This window comes from Chlorogloeopsis sp. ULAP01, assembly GCF_030381805.1.
In the GTDB taxonomy this organism is placed as follows: domain Bacteria; phylum Cyanobacteriota; class Cyanobacteriia; order Cyanobacteriales; family Nostocaceae; genus Chlorogloeopsis.
In genome coordinates this window covers 381319-398998 of the sequence record NZ_JAUDRH010000003.1, presented here as the reverse complement: position 1 = coordinate 398998, position 17680 = coordinate 381319, and the positions used below count along the sequence as shown (strand labels likewise).

Here is a 17680-nt window from a genome sequence, read left to right as displayed (position 1 = left end):
TTCACATCCTTATTATTAATCTGTAATTTTTAATTTATTAATGATAGAATTTCACATTAAAATTACATCCATAAAAAGTATTATTGCAGTCTATATCATCAGTAGTAATTTTAGGGAAGTCTTAGCACTGAAGTAGTATGAGTGCTAATATTTGTGCCATCAAAATTTAGCAGTAATGAGCATTGAGTGCTAATGTTTATACAGGTATTTATCTTAAAAATATGAAATTTTTTTTGTTTTTGAAAAGGGGTAGAGATGATTTTTAATATTTTGTTAAAATCATCATTTACAGCTTTTCAAGGTGAAATAGCGGCTTTATCTGCTGCCTGTTTGTGGGCGATCGCATCTGTAGTGTATGGGCGTTTAGGAGAGCGCATCCCACCATTACAACTGAATTTGATTAAAGGTATAGTTGCGATCGCTCTGCTTCTGGTGACGATCGCAATCAGGGGCGAATTATTACCCAATATTGCTCCTGTGTCTCTTTCTCTACTGTTATTTAGCGGCATTATCGGCATTGGCTTAGGAGATACAGCTTTCTTTGCCACTATCAATACAATAGGCGCGCGTCGTGCCTTGCTGATGGGAACTCTTGCGCCACCCATAGCAGCGATCGCGAGCGAAATTTTCCTTCAAGAACGGCTAAATCTCAGTGCTTGGTACGGTATTTTACTCACAATTGCAGGAGTTGCTTGGGTAGTGACAGAACGTACTCCCGATCTGGGCGATCGCATGACAACACATCTAGGGCGCGGAATTGGCTTAGGTGTGTTAACAGCAATAACAAATGCCACAGGAACTGTTTTCTCTCGTGCAGCATTCGCTGATACCAACATTAGTCCTTTATGGGCTGCTTTATTGCGATTGAGTGCAGGAGTATTGATTTTGCTGATTTGGATATCTTTTTTGGGGCGTCAGAATAGGAGATTGCTCTACCCTGAGTGGAAATCATCACAAGTCATATTTGGAATTTTTTTTGCAGCTTTTTGCGGAACTTATTTAGGAATTTGGTTACAGCAAACAGCTTTGAAATTCACTGCTGCGGGAGTTGCTTCAACTCTGCTGCAAACTAGCCCAGTATTTATTATCCCGATCGCTATGTGGTTGGGTGAGAAAATTACCTGGAGAGCGATCGCAGGTGTCGCAATGGCGATCGCTGGAACAGGATTGCTATTTTATTTTAAGTAAAAGGGATTGGGGACTGGGGATTGGGGATTGGGAATTGGATTTTAACCCTCGTTACCAGGTTCAATCTGGTAACGAGAACTATGTCTTCATCTGTTGTTTTAACCCAGAAAGTCATAAGCGGGCAATCCGGTAATCTCAGTTGGCAGAGCAAACAAATCACCAGAGTAAAAACTTTTTTGGATCTCCTCTTCGCTGAGTCCGACTGAAGCAGTGGTGATGTAAAGTGTCTGCAAGTCTTCACCACCAAAAGTACAACAACTAGGACGCTGTACAGGTAGGGGTATCCGCCCCATCTCTTCACCTTCGGGGTTAAAGCGAATTACGCACCACCCATCCCACATTGCCGCCCAGATATGCCCCTCACTATCAACCGTTAGCCCATCAGGATAAAAAGATTCATTCGTTAAATCCACAAAAATGCGGCGATCGCGAATATTACCTGTTTCAGCATCAAAATTGTAAGCATAAATTTTTTGTTGGTCAGAATCAGCCAAGTAAAATGTATTTTGATCGGGACTCCAGCCTAATCCATTAGAGATTGTCAGCCCTGTTTCCATCACATGCAATGAACCATCAGGATCGTAACGATAAAGGCTACCTTGAGTTTTACCAGGACACATGGAACCAAACCAAAATCTGCCTTGAGGATCACATTTACCATCATTTAAGCGATTATCAGGCATATCTGCTTCTACTTGGATAATAGGCGTTACCTCACCTGATTGGGTGTTGAGAAATGCCAAACCATGCCGCAGTGCAATAATTAACCGATTCGCACCCGCGAGAGCAACTGAGCCAACTACATCTCCAACATCAAAAAATACATTCTGTGCAGTCACAGAATTAAACTGGTTAACTCGATGGTTGTAAATATCAACCCAATAAAGCAACTTGTTGGTTGAATCCCAAACAGGACATTCTCCCAAACGAGCACGCGCTGTCAAAATATTGTTGAGTTTATACTGAGGTGAATTGATCACAGACATAAGCTAAACCAAAAAACTGACAAAGCGATCGCCTTATTTAGCTTAATTCCATACAAAGTGTAAATTCAATACAAACCCTGGCAATACATCTTCGTCCTGATAGGGTTAATGGTTGCTCCAAGACTTCTGTTTCTCGTCCAATACGATATATTAACGCCTGAAACTTTTGTAGGAAAGCATCAGTTAGGTGGAGCAATATGTATATATATTAACGAAATTGGGTATCAGCCTCAGGAAGAGTGCTGATACTCATCAGCAGCTACAGTTAACAAGTAACCATTAGCTATTTACTTGTAAAATCTCTTCATCTACAGAAAAATCAATTTCTGTCTTGTCTCTTCCTGATGCCAGATAATCATTCTGGAACGAGTCTTCTAATCCAGAAATCAAATCGTACTCAGGCTGCCAATTCAATTGTGTCATTGCTTTATTTACTGAAGCAAAGAAATGCTGCATCCTTAGGGGAAAAGCTTTGCGCTTACCGAAATCAAATTTTTTCGGATCATAATGCACGATTTTAATTTCATCCGGAGATTTGTCAGCAGCAACAGCACAAGCACGTGCTAAACCATCAAACGTAACAAAGCGATCGCCAGAGACATTGTAAACCTGCTGAATCGATTGAGAACTATCTAAAACTTTTGTCATTGCCCCTGCCAAATCTTTGACGTGTCCTAACTGGGTAATATGCAGTCCATTGCCAGGAATAGGAACGGGGCGATCGCGCACAATCCGATCAAAAAACCAAGCTTCTAAATCATTGTAGTTCTGGGGGCCATAGATATAAGTCGGGCGAATAGAAGTAAAAGGAATTTCCACTTCCTTTAGATAAGCTTCTGTTTCATGTTTACCCCGATGACGGCTTTTAGGATCAACTGGATCGCCTTCAACATGAGGTAACTGGTCTGATTTGAGGTATACTCCAGCAGAACTCATATATATAAAATGCTGCACACGGTCTTGAAAAATTTCTACCAGTGGTTGAGTATCACTGAGTTCCCGCCCGTTGTTATCAAAAATAGCATCAAAATTTTCTCTAGCAAGTTTTTCTTTGAGATGAGTAGCGTCTGTGCGATCGCCTGTAATTTGTTCTACACCCTCAACTGGTGCAGGACGATTGCCGCGATTGAACAACACCACCTCATGTCCTTTTTGTACTAGCAGTTGAGTCAAATAGACACCTATGAAACGAGTGCCACCCATAATCAGAATTCGCATAAATCCCCAATTCCTATCTCGTTCATCAGGGACAGGGGACAGGGGACAGGGGACAGGTGACAGGGAGCAGGAGACTAGGAATTAAAAATCCTAATACCCAATCACCAATACCCAATCCCCGATACCTAATCCCTAATCTGAGATTATCAGGTTGCGACATTTGTGGAACTTATTTTGGAGGAGTTACGTCTTTTAACTGATATGGGGCATTTCCCATTTTTTGATTACAAAGGGAAACTTTTCAGTTAATCTCATTATTTATCTAATTTTTTAAACCACTTATCAAAAGTTAGCTGTGCCCTTGAAATATGCTTTAGTGCATGAGTGGCTGACACCTAAAGCCACTGGCGGTTCAGAACAAGTTGTACGGGAAATCCTCAATCACGTAGATGCGGACTTATATGCCCTCATCGATTTTGAATCCAGCAACCCAGAAAGTTATCTATACAAGCGTCAAATTGGTACGACGTTTCTCCAGCATTGTCCCTTCGCCCGCAAAGGAGTACAAAATTATTTACCTCTTTTACCCTTTGCCATTGAACAACTCGATTTGCGGGAATATGACGTCATTCTCTCTTCCTCTCACGCCGTCGCTAAAGGTATTCTGACTACTCCCAATCAGTTACATATTTGTTACTGCCACAGTCCCATGCGCTATGCTTGGGACTTGACTTTTGATTATCTGCGCCACAGCAAACTAGGCAGTGGTATACCTGGTTGGATTACGCGGTATTTATTGCACCATTTGCGTTTGTGGGATGTAATTAGCGCCAATCGTGTTGATTACTTTATTGCTAACTCTCAGCACACGGCTCGTAGGATTTGGCGCTGTTACCGCCGAGAAGCAACTGTTATTTATCCGCCTGTTGATATCGAGAGTTTTCCTTTTATTCCTGAAAAAGAGGATTTTTATCTGACTGTTTCCCGGTTAGTAAGTTACAAACAAGTATCTTTAATAATTCGGGCTTTTAACCAAATGCAAAAAAAACTAGTAGTAATTGGCACAGGAGCAGAAATGACAAAAATCCGTGAGATAGCAAACTCTAATATACAAATACTGGGATGGCAACCCGATGCGGTTGTTAAAAAATATATGGCTCATGCCAAAGGATTTGTGTATGCGGCTTGTGAAGATTTTGGTATTGCCTTAGTAGAAGCCCAAGCTTGTGGCACACCTGTAATTGCTTATGGTATCGGCGGTGCCAAAGAAACAGTGCGAGACATTCGTGATTGGAAAGAAACAGGAACAGGTGTTTTGTTTGAGAAACAGACAGAAGCAGCTTTGGTAGAAGCCACAGAAATCTTTGAAGCTTATCAAGGTAAATTCAATCCAGAGTATGCGCGATCGCACGCTAATCAGTTTTCTCGCCAAATTTTTTCCCAGCGTTATCTAGAATTTTTACACAAATGTATTGAACAGAAAACCTTGAGTAGCATACAAAGTTAATTTTTAGTGCAGGGTTTTGCAAAAAAGCTCCCAGAAACACCTGCTTTTGGCTTTAAGATTGGGACTATGTGTGGTGTGGATTATTAAGGATTATGATGACTGCCCAGAGCTCACTCCTCTCCGGCAAGCGATCGCGTAGCACATCTGGCACGGGGCGCTCTTTTTCAAACAGTGTTACCCCGTCCGAAGTACTGACGCAACCCAACGAAACGAGGTTGACGTCAATTGGGCGATCGCGTACGTTCTTAAAACGCGGTCAACCCAGAAAGACGCGTAAAGTTAAGCTCAAAGGTTTTTCCCTTCAGGCTTTAAACGGAGAGTTTGGTAAACGCCTGTTCGATATAATTTTTTCGCTCTCTGTGCTGATTTTGTTTTCCCCCGTCTACTTAATATTGGCCTCGTTGATTGCTCTCAGTTCAAACGGCCCTATTTTTTATGTCCAAGAACGGGTTGGTAAAAACTACAAGTCATTTAACTGTATCAAGTTCCGCACAATGGTGAGCAATGCCGACGAAATCCTCATGCAAATGATGGATACATCACCTGAGTTGCGCAAAGAATTTGAAAGCAGTTTTAAACTCAAGCACGATCCTCGGATTACAAAAATTGGAAAATTTTTGCGAATTACTAGCCTAGACGAATTTCCCCAGTTCTGGAATGTCTTAAAAGGGGACATGAGTGTTGTTGGACCTAGACCTCTAGTATCGGAAGAATTACCAAAGTACGGTTGTCATATCGATGAGATTTTAACAATCCGGCCTGGCATCACTGGATTATGGCAAGTTTCTGGTCGCAATGACATTCCCTATCCCCGACGGGTTCAAATAGACCTGCATTATGTCAAATTCAGGAATTTGTGGCTCGATTTATGGATTATTTTGAAAACTGTCCGTGTAGTCGTTCTGCCCAAAGATAACGGAGCTTACTGAAAGATTAGCACTACAATGATTTTCTGGGGCAGTCAATAACCCCAGAAGTCAACTCTTCACACATTGATTAATCTCTCACTGCGAAATTTTAGATAGTCAAAATTTCAGAATTTATCTATCTGATAGACTTTAAGCTTTTTCCCATTTCTGGTGTTTTATTTGCTACCAAAACTACTTAAATTTAATTTATTCTTAATGAAATCTTTCAATATATAAATTATTAGTAAAGAGTAAAACTACTATCTGCTGGATATCAACAATTTTTTGCCGATTTGCTAGGTAATAACCTTAAAGTTATTTTAAAATCAGCGTATTTACTGAGTTAAAGTGGCTAAGAAACAAGCGAAATTCGTAGGTTTCCCATTGGGCAACAAAGTAATTACTTGCTAGTTTGTACGAAGTCGCTTGTATAAATATCATCAAAAGGATAAGGGCAATTGAGCATGACGCAACCGAAGCGAGCTTTAATTACTGGTATTACCGGTCAAGATGGCTCCTATTTGAGCGAGTTTTTACTTGAACAAGGTTACGAAGTTCATGGTATTATTCGCCGGACTTCAACATTCAACACAGACCGTATCGATCACATTTACGAAGATCCTCACAAAGAGGGAGTGCGACTGTTTCTTCACTATGGTGACTTGACTGACGGCACTACACTACGTCGCATCTTAGAAGAAGTGCAGCCAACCGAAATTTATAACTTGGGTGCGCAATCCCACGTTAGGGTAAGTTTTGATTCACCCGAATACACAGCAGACGCAGTTGGAATGGGAACGCTGCGTTTGTTGGAAGCGATCCGTGATTATCAGCATCGTACCGGGATTCAAGTGCGGTTCTACCAAGCTGGTTCTTCAGAAATGTTTGGTTTGGTACAAGAGGTACCTCAAAAAGAAACAACACCCTTTTATCCTCGTAGTCCTTATGCTTGCGCTAAAGTTTACGCTCACTGGCAAACGGTAAACTATCGGGAATCTTACGGCTTGTTCGCTTGCAATGGCATACTTTTTAACCATGAATCTCCACGTCGGGGTGAAACATTTGTGACGCGTAAGATCACAATGGCAGTCGCTCGGATTTTTGGTGGTAGACAGAAAAAGCTTTATATGGGCAATTTAGATGCCAAACGTGATTGGGGTTACGCCAAGGATTACGTTAGGGCAATGTGGATGATGCTACAACAAGATGAGCCTGAAGACTACGTGATTGCCACTGGTGAAACTCACTCAGTCCGAGAATTTCTAGAACTTGCATTTAGTTATGTAAATCTTGATTGGCAAGAGTTTGTGGAGTTCGATCCACGCTATCTCCGCCCAGCAGAAGTAGAGTTGTTAATTGGTGATTCTGCAAAAGCACGGCAAAAATTGGGTTGGAAACCTTCGGTAACATTTGAAGAACTAGTCGCCTTAATGGTAGAAGCAGACTTACAAGCCTTGGGGTTGACTTCTCCCAATGGCAATGTAGTCAAAGCAATTAAAGACAATGCGATGATTCGGCAAGAGTTGGGCGTGCTGCACTTGTAAAAAACACGAGCAAAATATCAAATAATGAAGGCCTTAGAACTTAATAATAAAAGGATTCTAGTCACCGGAGGCTCTGGTTTTCTTGGACGTCAGGTGATAGATTGTCTCGTGAAAGCAGGAGCAAATCGGGAGAAAATCACGGTGCCGCGATCGCGCGATTGCGATTTGCGTTTGATGGAAAACTGCCAACGTGCAGTTGATCAGCAAGATATTGTCATTCACCTTGCAGCCCACGTTGGTGGTATCGGTCTCAACCGCGAAAAACCCGCCGAATTGTTCTACGATAACTTGATGATGGGAACTCAGCTGATTCATGCTGCCTATCAAGCGGTCGTAGAAAAATTTATCTGTATAGGCACTATTTGTGCTTATCCCAAATTTACTCCGGTACCATTTAACGAAGACAACCTATGGAATGGCTATCCAGAGGAAACTAACGCCCCCTATGGAGTAGCAAAAAAAGCTTTGTTAGTACAGTTGCAAGCTTACCGCCAACAGTACGGCTTTAACGGTATTTATCTTTTACCTGTAAATTTATACGGGCCAGAAGATAATTTTGATCCTAGAAGTTCTCATGTGATTCCGGCCTTAATTCGCAAAGTTCACGACGCCCAGATTAAGGGAGAGAAGAAAATTTCTGTTTGGGGTGATGGTAGCCCTACCCGTGAGTTTCTCTATTCTGAGGATGCGGCACGGGGAATTGTGATGGGTACTCAATTTTATAACGAACCCGAACCAGTTAATTTGGGAACAGGTTATGAAATCTCGATCCGCGATTTGATTAATCTGATTTGTGAATTGATGGAATTTGATGGCGAAATTGTTTGGGAAACTGACAAGCCCAACGGACAACCACGCCGTTGCTTGAATACACAAAGGGCAGAGAAAGCCTTTGGTTTTACTGCTCAAGTGGACTTGAAAAAAGGGTTGAAGAATACGATTGACTGGTGGCGGCAAAATGCTGCTTAAGTTTAATATGTCAAATTAAATTAGGCATAATATAACCACGAAGGCACCAAGATACACATAAATGTTTCTTTGGTGTCTTTGTTTCTTCTTGGTTAATTTTCTATGCATAATTGAATGGAAAAAACACAACTACGGCGATCGCTGTTAAAAAAACGTCAATTAATGTCAGTTACAGAATACAAACAAAAGAGCGATCGCATTTGCACCCACCTGCTCACATCAACCTTATTTACTCAAGCAAAAACAATCCTGGCTTATTTCAGCTTTCGCCAAGAACCTGATTTGAGCTTTTTGTTTGGCAATAATAAAATCTGGGGGTTTCCTCGCTGCGTTGGCGATTACCTATACTGGCACATTTGGACACCAAAGGACTCTTTACAAATTGGAGCTTACGGCATTAGCGAACCCCATCCTCATGCCCCAACAATAGATTCTACTGAAGTAGATTTAATTCTCGTGCCTTGTGTTGCTTGCGACTATCAAGGTTATCGCTTGGGTTACGGTGGGGGATATTACGATCGCTTGTTGGCGGTACCTGAGTGGGCTAATAAAACTACTATTGGCATTGTTTTTGATTTTGCTTATTTACCTCAATTACCGATTGAATCTTGGGATAAACCTTTAGGTGCTGTTTGTACAGAAACTGGATTAAAGTATATCCATTTTGATGCTGTGAAATCTTAACTGAACTGGATTAGATGAGATTAATTCTGTAAGTTAAGCTTTTAGACTGCCTGACAAACTCGCTGTCTAATCGGCAATTGCATTATAAACTCTGTTCCTTTGCCAGGGGTAGAAAAACATTCTAATTGACCACCATGTTTTTCAGTAATAATTTGATAGCTAATCGCCATGCCCATTCCTGTTCCCTTACCTACGGGTTTGGTGGTGAAGAAAGGATCAAAAATACGATTTTTAACCTGCTCTGGCATTCCCGATCCGTTGTCGGCGATCGCAATTTCTACAGACTGTGAGTCAATGACTGAAGTACGGATAGTTATCTGACTTGGAGTTTCCTCTATTTCCTGGTGGGTGCGCTTGGCATTTACCTCATCGAGGGCATCGATTGCATTCACCAGAATATTCATCAACACTTGATTGAGTTGTCCGGGATAGCATTCTACTTGGGGTAAGTTGGCATAATCTCGAATCACTTCTATTGCCGGACGTTCTGATTTTTCTTTGAGACGGTGTGCCAAAATCAACAGCGTGCTTTCAATCCCCTCATGAATGTCAACTGTTTTAAATTCCGCTTCATCCATGCGGGAAAAGTTACGCAACGATAAGACTATCGTCCGAATTCGATTAGTCCCGATTTTCATCGAAGACAGCATTTTCTTTAAATCACCAATCAGAAACTCCAAATCGATTTCGTCGGCTAGCGCTTGAATTTCTGGATCATTGCTGGGGTGGCGTTGCTGGTATAGCTGGATCATCCGCAGCAAATCTTGAGTGTATTCATTCAGGTGAGTAATATTGCCGTGAATAAAGTTCACCGGATTATTGATTTCATGGGCTACACCTGCTACTAGTTGACCCAAACTTGACATTTTTTCGCTTTGAACAACTTGTGCTTGGGTGCGTTGCAACTCACTTAAGGCGGTTTTGAGTTCGCTAGTGCGTTCTTCTACCCGATCTTCTAGTTCTGCTTTACTGTTCTCTAAGGCAGTAAAGGATTCGCGCAATTGCCCTGCCATGTGATTAAAGGAGTGGGCAAGTGTGTTTAATTCTTGGACACTGCTGTTGTCTAGTGTCTGCTCTAAATTGCCGGATGCCATTGCCTGACTTGCTAGATTTATTCGCAAAATCGGCTGTGTAATCCAACGGGAGGTGAAATAGCCCATCAGTGTTGCCACAGCCAATGCCCCTATACAGAGCAAAATGGTAGTGCGGGTATTGGCGTTGATTTGTGCCATAAAAGCGTGTTCCGGCACGCTAACCACCACTAGCCAATCCAGTCCATATTGATCACGCCAAGGGGTAACATAAACAAAATGTGTTTCTCCTTGCCAGTTCAGTTGCAATTTTCTGGGTTTAGTAATGGACTGGAACCCCTTTAAGGATTGCTGGAGTTGTTTAGCAATGCCCTGAACTGTTGGATCAGAACTGTCTGTGGCTTTCAACCGCTCAATATTATTTTTGACCAAAGTAAAGGGTTGTTGAGTGCTAGAGTTGGCTATTAGCATCCCATTCCGCTCCAGAATAAAAACCTGTCCATTGCGGCTGACATCCAAACGTCTTAAAAACTCACTTAGCTTCAACAGATGGATATCTGCGCCAACCATCCCCAGCAATCGATTTTGTGCATCATAGATGGGTCGGCCGGCAGAGGCAACTATGTATGGATGATTGGGATAATTCCAGGTGTAAATCCGCGACCAGATAGCTCTACCTGCTTTGACAGGTTCTGTATACCAGGACATACTGAAGTTGTCCCAATCATAAATAGTAATAACACGGGTACGATTGCCCTGTTCATCAGTAGCGTAGGTGTAGCAATTGTTTGGAGGTTTGGCACCCCAATCATCGATCGTGACAGTTTTACCGTCATAGCGTCCTGCTCCAGCCCCTTCACCTGTTGTCAGTCCAATACCGATGTAAGACAAGTCATACGCCTGCATCTGTTTCCAGAAATACTTGCCGATGGTTTTGCGATCGCGCACATCCAATAATCCCATCTGTATCGCATCAGCATTAATTTGGTTCACCCTATGGGGGATAGACAAATAGGAATTTAGGTGTTGATCTACTATGCTACTCGTTCGATTCATTAACTGATCTGCCAAGTTGTTCACAGCTTTGTGTCCATTTTTAAAGGACAGGTAGCCGACTAAACCCACTGCTCCAAAGATTTGTAAGACAAATGGAACAACAAGAACAAGCTGTAATGGGAAAGCTTTGACTTTGCTGGAGTGAAGCCTCTTCATCAGTCTGTTTTTCTCAAACGTTTTTTCTGAGTAAGTGGTTCGCCTGTTAGTGAATAGGCAAAACTTTATACTCGTAAACTTAGTATTCCCACAGAAGTTATACAATCAACATCAATATGGTTCTGTATGGTTCTGTTGAGCATTTGGATAGTATGAAAAAATTTATGGTCAAGGCAGGTGGCAAGACATATTAGAGAAAAGATATACTCGTTTAATAAAAAATATTCAATAAAACATATCTATTTTATCTATGCAAGAAAGCACTTCGTCTCAATTGATTGCGTGGTTTTTTACTTTAATTTTTATCAGCATTGTATTGATAATATTCTATCCACCTTTCGTTCGTTCAAATGTAGAAAATTTTGAACAAACTTCTACGAAACTTATATTTCAAATTAGATTTGTCTTTTTGAGAGTTTTTAGTTTATTTTTTGCTGCTTTTCCATTTGTAATCGCAATTATAAATATAATTGCTATTTTTATATTTCCGTTTGCAACAACCTTGAGTTGTAATCGTTTTGTTGCACAGACTTATAATTTAGCAACAAATCATAATAAAGGTACTGTGATTTGTGATGTAGTGGAAATAAACTTGATTGATAGAAAGAGTAGAAAAATAATTTCTGGTTTAAAGAATGCGGTGATTGATAAAGTCGAGATTAATAAAAATGGTAAAAATATTGATAATTACCAATTGTTTTTTATTACAAATATTGGGACAACTGCCTTTGAAACATTTTCGTATTCCGGTAAAGATAAATATCACTATAAAAAATTACAGAATATAGCATCTTCTATTAATCAATTTTTAGAAAAGCCTTTGGAAAACTCTTTGAAGTTGAAAAATGAGCAAGAAGGGTTTTTGGTATTTTCTTTTGGTATGGCGTCTTTTTTTACTTTATTCACTTTTCTTATACTAGTAGCTGTTCCATATAATACCTATACTTTCGATAAAGAAGTAAATAGCCTAACTATAACTCGCCAAAGATGGTTTTGGTTTTCTAAACAAATTACTCAACATCCATTAAGTGATATTGTAGGTATATTTTTATTATTTAATCTCATATTAAAATCAGGAAATAAACTGCTACTAAATGAGTGTGATGCAGGTTTTAGCCATGAAGAAAGACAACTTATCGTTAATAGTATTGAGGTATTTATTAACTCTAAGTGATACCTTGTGATGCCTTTCTCTTTTTCTTAAAAATATATAATTTACAGCTATTTTCAGATTAATAGACCACATGATACTGTAAGGGCGGCTTTAGCAGTTATCCTTTCGGCTTAAGCTAGAGATTAAAACAAAACCCGCCCCTACGAAAAATTGTGGTTGAAATAATTAAAATTTGCTGTAAAAACACACAAAATGCAGAGTAAGAGAAAGAGTATATTAGCTATTTAATAAAAATTAAGTCTAGCAGACGGCTGCTAGACTTAAGGCAATTCATGGCATACTCGCAATTAAAATGATAAATTGCGATCTGCAAAAATTGATTGATGGGAGTAATTACAATTAAGGGTGGACATCGTACACAGGGAACTAACTTGCCTACGTACATCCTAGTGTTTACAAGAAACTTGCAGTTGAGAATTCTGCATGATTACACAAGCACTCTCTTAACAAAAATCAGAACAGTGCAAATCTGATGTTACGCTTGATAATCTTTCTTGTTGAATGTTTTAGGGAAGCAAAGTATCACTGCGTTAGACTCAGGCAGGAGGCACAAGCCATAGTCCGTAATTTTGGAGTATTAACGTGTGCCTGTCGTTAATTTTACTTGCTATCAATTATTAGATTACCAGCTTGACACTAAAAATCAATCTAATTCTTAAGAAAATATTACAAAAAACACAAATATGTTCAGGATATGGTGCAAAAGCCAAGTCTCGGCTGTTTTAGAACTCAACCAGATACAAACTTGGCAATCCAAAATTGGTATAAGCTACAGATTTATGATGAGTGAACTGAGCGCAGCTTTTGTAGAGGTTTAGTATGAATTCTTCGAGTGGCAATTCACAGTTCAAAATTCTGGGGGTGTATGGATTTTTGGCAGCGATCGCAGCTGCGACACTCTTCCCCCTACTTTGGCTTGTGAGTACGGCGTTGAAATCTCCAACTGAAAATATTTTTCAGTCGCCGCCGCAGTTATTGCCAGCTCAACCGACTTTTGAGAACTTTGTTATGGTGTGGCAAACCAATCCTTTTGGACAGTACCTGTTCAATAGTACCCTGGTGGCGTTGCTAACTGTAGGCTTAAATTTACTGTTTTGTGCTTTAGCTGCTTATCCCTTGGCAAGGCTATCTTTTGTGGGAAGAGACTGGATTTTTATTGCGATCATCTCTACAATCATGATTCCTTTTCAGATTGTGATGATTCCTTTATACATTTTGACAGTCCAGCTAGGTTTGAGAAATACTTATTTGGGCGTGATTTTTCCTGGTTTAGCTTCTGCCTTTGGTATTTTTCTATTGCGGCAGGCTTTTATGAGTGTTCCCAAAGAGATGGAAGAAGCAGCACGTATGGATGGCTGCTCGGAGTTAGGCTTGTGGTGGTATGTTATGTTGCCAGCAATTCGTCCAGCACTGGTTACCCTGGCAATTTTTGTTTTTATTGGTTCATGGAGTGACTTTCTTTGGCCTTTAATTGTCATTCAAGATGAAAATTTATATACCCTTCCTTTGGGAGTTGCAAAGCTAGCAGGTACATTTTCTCTAGACTGGCGCTTGGTAGCTGCTGGATCTGTAATTTCTATCGCTCCGGTACTGTTATTATTCTTATTTTTACAACGTTATATTGTACCTACAGAAACTGGTAGCGGGGTGAAAGGATAAGTATTTGGTGACAAGATAAAATACGTACTATTACTGTTGAATTTTTAGAAAAATTTTTATGTAATTAAAAATTCAACAGTCTTTATTAAAAAAAACAATAAATGATGAAAATTCTTAATTATATATACTTATAAAATCAAAAATTATTGGTTCGTTGTAACTAGATAATAGTGAAATAAAAAACAATGAACAACTAAGTAGAAGGAAAAATCAATATAGTCTTATAAAGAAGCGAGAAATCTTATAACTCTATCCTATTCTGGGTTATAACCTCTGGCTTCTGCTTAAGTCTTCACGAAAAATCTTTATTTCCATCTACTTTTATATATTTAATTAAGATGACTGTAATATTTATTAAGTATGAAAAATATTATGCCAAGATAGGCAGATATATAACTGTGTTTGTCGCAATTAAAATATATCAAAACTATGCGCTATCCACAGCCAATCCAAAGGAGCAAAATTTATCTTTTGATTCTTGCCATAGTTGCTTTTGGCACTTCATCGTTCACTTTTATACTGCTTTACAGTTCCCAGCTTGCAGCAAATAGTTCAACCTCTACTTCCAGCCACCCAACATCAATTCCTTGGATTGAGAGTAAGTTAGAATGCGAACATACGAATAGAACTTGGCATGATGGGAAATGTTGGGATGACGAACATAGCCAAATGTTTTAAGTAGAAGGCAGTCGCTATGAAAAAACTTGATCACCAAATATGAACAAGGGTTCTTTCCCCTACACCCCTCTTTCAAGTCAGGAGTCAGAAGGGAAGAAAGTTTGAAAATGTGGCTTTGAGTGCACTTTTTCAGTCAAGTTTCAGATTCCATTGCAGATGTTTGTGAGTGTTGCGATCGCATCCAATTAACTGGAGCTTCGAGATAGTCAGGTAAAATAGTTGTGCGATCGCCTATTGCAAATTTAATTTGCTGTGATTGCAAATTTTTAGCACCTTTCAAGATAGCCCCTTGCAGTTTAACATCATCAAGATTTGCGCCAAATAAGTTGGCTCCCATCAGATTTGTACCGCAGAGATTAGCTTCGTGAAAAATTGCCTGTTGGAGATTGGCTCCCATCAAATTTGCTCCCAACAAATCGGCTTCTCTGAGGCTAGCTTTATCCAAGTTCGCAAAAAATATCTCTGTCTGTTGGAGTTTAGCAGCATTTAAGTTTGCTTGTTGCAAATCAGCGCCATTGAGGTTAGCACCTTTGAGGTTAGCACCAATTAGACCAGTTAGCTGTAGTTTAGCTTTACCCAGTTTTGCTCCTTGTAAGTTAGCAAGAAATAACTTTGCTTTGGAGAGATTGGCAACTTTTAGATTTGCTCCTTGCAAATTAGCTTTGTAAAGATTTGCTCCCGAAAGATTAGCTGCACGCAAACTTGCCCCAGATAAATTAGCAGAACGTAAGTTCGCTTCAGCTAAGTTGGCTCGATTTAAGTTCGCCCCACTGAAGTTAGCTGCTTGTAGATTGCATGATCGTAAATTAGCTTCGTAGAGAATTGTCCCGCAGAGTCTGGCATTCTCAAGATTAGACTCAAACAAGTCAGCTCCTCGCAATTGTGCTCTTGTCAAGTCAGCTCCACGTAAATCAAGGCTTTGTAGTTTAGCATTCGTTAGATCTACTTGCCTGATCACCGCATTCCGTAAATCTAGTTTCTGATTTTCTCGATCTTGCTCTACATTACGTCTACCAATCACAGTCATTGCTGCTTGGATATCAGTAGAAGTTCTCGGTATTTTTGCTAGTTCCTCTCTAATACCAGCTTTCTCTCGCACAAATGCAGAGATAATTTCCATAATTGTCCAATATTCTTTTGGAGAATCTTGAGCAACCTGTTCTAAGACATAAATTGCCCCTGTTCGTGTTGCCACATCCTCATGCCCTAACTGAGTAATTGCAGTCATCAGGCGCTCTGCGATTAATTGCTCTTGTGCTAGCTGTAGATTTTTTATATTAATTTCATGATTTTTCTCAGTAGCGATCGCACTATTTTGAATCGCTTCCGCACGCTTTGCTGCATAGTAGGCATTAACCATAACTGCTAATCCGAGAAAAAATATGGCTGTTGTAGTTAATGCTTGATTTTTGTTTGCTATTTTTTGTTCAGTTGACAATTCCTCAACTTGCGAATCAACAAAGATGATCGCAGCCGATGACAGACTCAATAGTATTGTTATTGCTATCAAACAACTTTTCAGTGTGTCTGTCTTTTTGGCAGACATAAAAATAGTATTCCTCATTACAAATAAGGAGTGGAGGGAAGTATAAAGAGCAAGATTATAGCATTTATCCAAAAATGAAACTATATATCAAAAAATACAATTGAGGATTTAACTATGATTAAAAATATCTGCTCAATAGATATTTGTATCCCTTAAATTTGTGCCAGCGAGATTTGCTCTATCAAGGTTTGTGCCATGAAGATTAGCTAGAAACAGGTTTGCCTCTGTAAGGTTGGCACCAGTCAAATTTGCTGCACGTAAATTTGCTGCATTCAAAATCGCCCTAGAGAGATTAGCACCACTTAGATTAGCACCAGATAAATTAGCTGCACTCAGAACTGATTCCTGCAAGTTTGCATCAACAAGATTAGCTTCAGATAGGTTAGCTTGATAGAGATTTACACCTTTTAGATTAGCGTTGTGAAGATTTACTCCCCGTATATCCGTGTAGCTTAAATCAATTTGCTGACTTTTTGGATCTTTTGTGGCATCTCTCCTACCAATAACACTCAAAGCGGCTTGAATATCTGCACGAATTTTTGATGATGGGTTACTCTCTATTTCTACTTTGTCAAGAAAGATGGTATTGTTTCGTACAAAAACAGATAGATTTTTTATAACTTCCCAATAGTACTGTAGATAATCCTGAGAAATTTTTTCTAAGGTATCAATTGCAGCCAAGCTGGTTTCTATGTTCTCATTACCTAAATTTTGTAGTGTGATCGCCAATTTTTTTTTAACTAACTTCGGTGAAGATATTGGTTTACTTAGCCAATTAGTAAGTTTACAAGAGAATAATTTCTCTAACAAAATCTTATCTCCACTAGCTTAATTGTTATCTGTCCTAGCAGTATTGATGGCGATCGCATCCAAAAGTACATATATGATAATTTTTGATACTTGAATTTTCAAAGGATTATTATCGTCTTAATATATAGTACCAATTTCAGATCAGAAAGAGCTATCCCACCAAGGTATCTAGGAGTAGACTGTCTTCATATCTCCAAGTAGATGAGCTTGCAGGATGAAGACGACTTTCTCGTTACTCCTCTATATTAGAACTGATTCACTTCGGAGGTTAGCTTGTGTTTGAGCAACAGTTTCTACGTCTGGATGGCTTCACCAAAGCAGAACGGATTAAGACGACAGCTCATGTAAGTGAGGCAATTAACCAAGTAGGAGCTTGGATTACTGACTTTCACCTGTACTCAAACATCTTAATCTGCATCAATTTTCAAGTGCCGAGTGCCAACTTGGATAGACTCGCTGCCTCTCTACAACAGACAGATTTGCATTTGAGTCAACAGAGCCTAGAGCAACTCATACCTACTAATAACTCGACGCTGAAACATAAAGAATTAGTAGGGACATTACAAATCACATTTGTACACAACGAACCCGACTTGCTCCGAGAGGTGCCTGCGGTTCCAGGATAA

15 protein-coding genes are annotated in these 17680 nt (G+C 39.7%); 10 read left to right on the top strand and 5 right to left on the bottom strand.

Features of this window, described 5'->3' with window-relative positions; genetic code table 11:
• Positions 1–255: 255 nt before the first annotated feature.
• Positions 256–1188: a DMT family transporter gene (locus QUB80_RS07930; RefSeq protein ID WP_289788963.1), complete on the top strand. Its 933-nt coding sequence runs from the start codon at positions 256–258 to the stop codon at positions 1186–1188.
• Between the two features lie 98 nt (positions 1189–1286).
• On the opposite strand, the gene QUB80_RS07925 is transcribed toward QUB80_RS07930, so the two are convergent.
• Together QUB80_RS07925 and QUB80_RS07920 are read right to left on the bottom strand one after the other, a co-directional pair.
• Positions 1287–2174 (bottom strand): SMP-30/gluconolactonase/LRE family protein, encoded by an 888-nt coding sequence (locus QUB80_RS07925; protein WP_289788962.1) that lies wholly within the window; start codon positions 2172–2174, stop codon positions 1287–1289.
• Between the two features lie 279 nt (positions 2175–2453).
• A complete protein-coding gene (locus QUB80_RS07920) occupies positions 2454–3392 on the bottom strand; it encodes an NAD-dependent epimerase/dehydratase family protein (protein WP_289788961.1) in 939 nt (312 codons plus the stop codon).
• A 295-nt stretch (positions 3393–3687) separates the two neighbouring features.
• Here QUB80_RS07920 and QUB80_RS07915 point away from each other — a divergent pair, with 295 nt between their 5' ends.
• From QUB80_RS07915 to QUB80_RS07895, 5 genes are all read left to right on the top strand, one after another.
• Positions 3688–4839: a glycosyltransferase gene (locus QUB80_RS07915; RefSeq protein ID WP_289788960.1), complete on the top strand. Its 1152-nt coding sequence runs from the start codon at positions 3688–3690 to the stop codon at positions 4837–4839.
• 95 nt (positions 4840–4934) lie between these two features.
• Positions 4935–5768: an undecaprenyl-phosphate galactose phosphotransferase family protein gene (locus QUB80_RS07910; RefSeq protein ID WP_289789099.1), complete on the top strand. Its 834-nt coding sequence runs from the start codon at positions 4935–4937 to the stop codon at positions 5766–5768.
• 443 nt (positions 5769–6211) lie between these two features.
• A complete protein-coding gene (gene gmd / locus QUB80_RS07905) occupies positions 6212–7291 on the top strand; it encodes a GDP-mannose 4,6-dehydratase (protein ID WP_289788959.1) in 1080 nt (359 codons plus the stop codon).
• A gap of 24 nt (positions 7292–7315) precedes the next feature.
• Positions 7316–8260, top strand: a complete 945-nt coding sequence (locus QUB80_RS07900) for a GDP-L-fucose synthase family protein (protein ID WP_289788958.1) — start codon at positions 7316–7318, stop codon at positions 8258–8260.
• 114 nt (positions 8261–8374) lie between these two features.
• Positions 8375–8944 carry a 5-formyltetrahydrofolate cyclo-ligase gene (locus QUB80_RS07895; protein ID WP_289788957.1) on the top strand — a complete coding sequence of 190 codons (570 nt, stop codon included), beginning with the start codon at positions 8375–8377 and terminating at the stop codon, positions 8942–8944.
• A gap of 41 nt (positions 8945–8985) precedes the next feature.
• Here the strand turns inward: QUB80_RS07895 and QUB80_RS07890 are convergent, their stop codons facing one another.
• The gene (locus QUB80_RS07890) at positions 8986–11187 is read right to left on the bottom strand and encodes an ATP-binding protein (protein WP_289788956.1); all 2202 of its coding nucleotides are present in this window, start codon (positions 11185–11187) and stop codon (positions 8986–8988) included.
• A 250-nt stretch (positions 11188–11437) separates the two neighbouring features.
• Between QUB80_RS07890 and QUB80_RS07885 the strand changes: the two genes are divergently transcribed.
• The 3 genes from QUB80_RS07885 (at position 11438) to QUB80_RS07875 (ending at position 14698) form a co-directional block, all read left to right on the top strand.
• The gene (locus tag QUB80_RS07885; RefSeq protein ID WP_289788955.1) at positions 11438–12361 is read left to right on the top strand and encodes a hypothetical protein; all 924 of its coding nucleotides are present in this window, start codon (positions 11438–11440) and stop codon (positions 12359–12361) included.
• 819 nt (positions 12362–13180) lie between these two features.
• On the top strand, positions 13181–14020 hold the full coding sequence (locus QUB80_RS07880) for a carbohydrate ABC transporter permease (RefSeq protein ID WP_289788954.1): 840 nt from the start codon (positions 13181–13183) through the stop codon (positions 14018–14020).
• A gap of 429 nt (positions 14021–14449) precedes the next feature.
• Entirely contained in the window at positions 14450–14698 is a 249-nt protein-coding gene (locus QUB80_RS07875; protein WP_289788953.1) for a hypothetical protein, read from the top strand.
• Positions 14699–14831: 133 nt separating this feature from the next.
• Here QUB80_RS07875 and QUB80_RS07870 read toward each other — a convergent pair whose 3' ends face one another.
• The gene (locus QUB80_RS07870; protein WP_289788952.1) at positions 14832–16244 is read right to left on the bottom strand and encodes a pentapeptide repeat-containing protein; all 1413 of its coding nucleotides are present in this window, start codon (positions 16242–16244) and stop codon (positions 14832–14834) included.
• Positions 16245–16376: 132 nt separating this feature from the next.
• Complete coding sequence (locus QUB80_RS07865; RefSeq protein ID WP_289788951.1) at positions 16377–17054, bottom strand: pentapeptide repeat-containing protein; 678 nt, start codon at positions 17052–17054, stop codon at positions 16377–16379.
• Positions 17055–17329: 275 nt separating this feature from the next.
• On the opposite strand from QUB80_RS07865, the gene QUB80_RS07860 reads away from it, so the two are divergent.
• Positions 17330–17680, top strand: coding sequence for a hypothetical protein (locus tag QUB80_RS07860; RefSeq protein ID WP_289788950.1), 351 nt, complete (start codon positions 17330–17332; stop codon positions 17678–17680).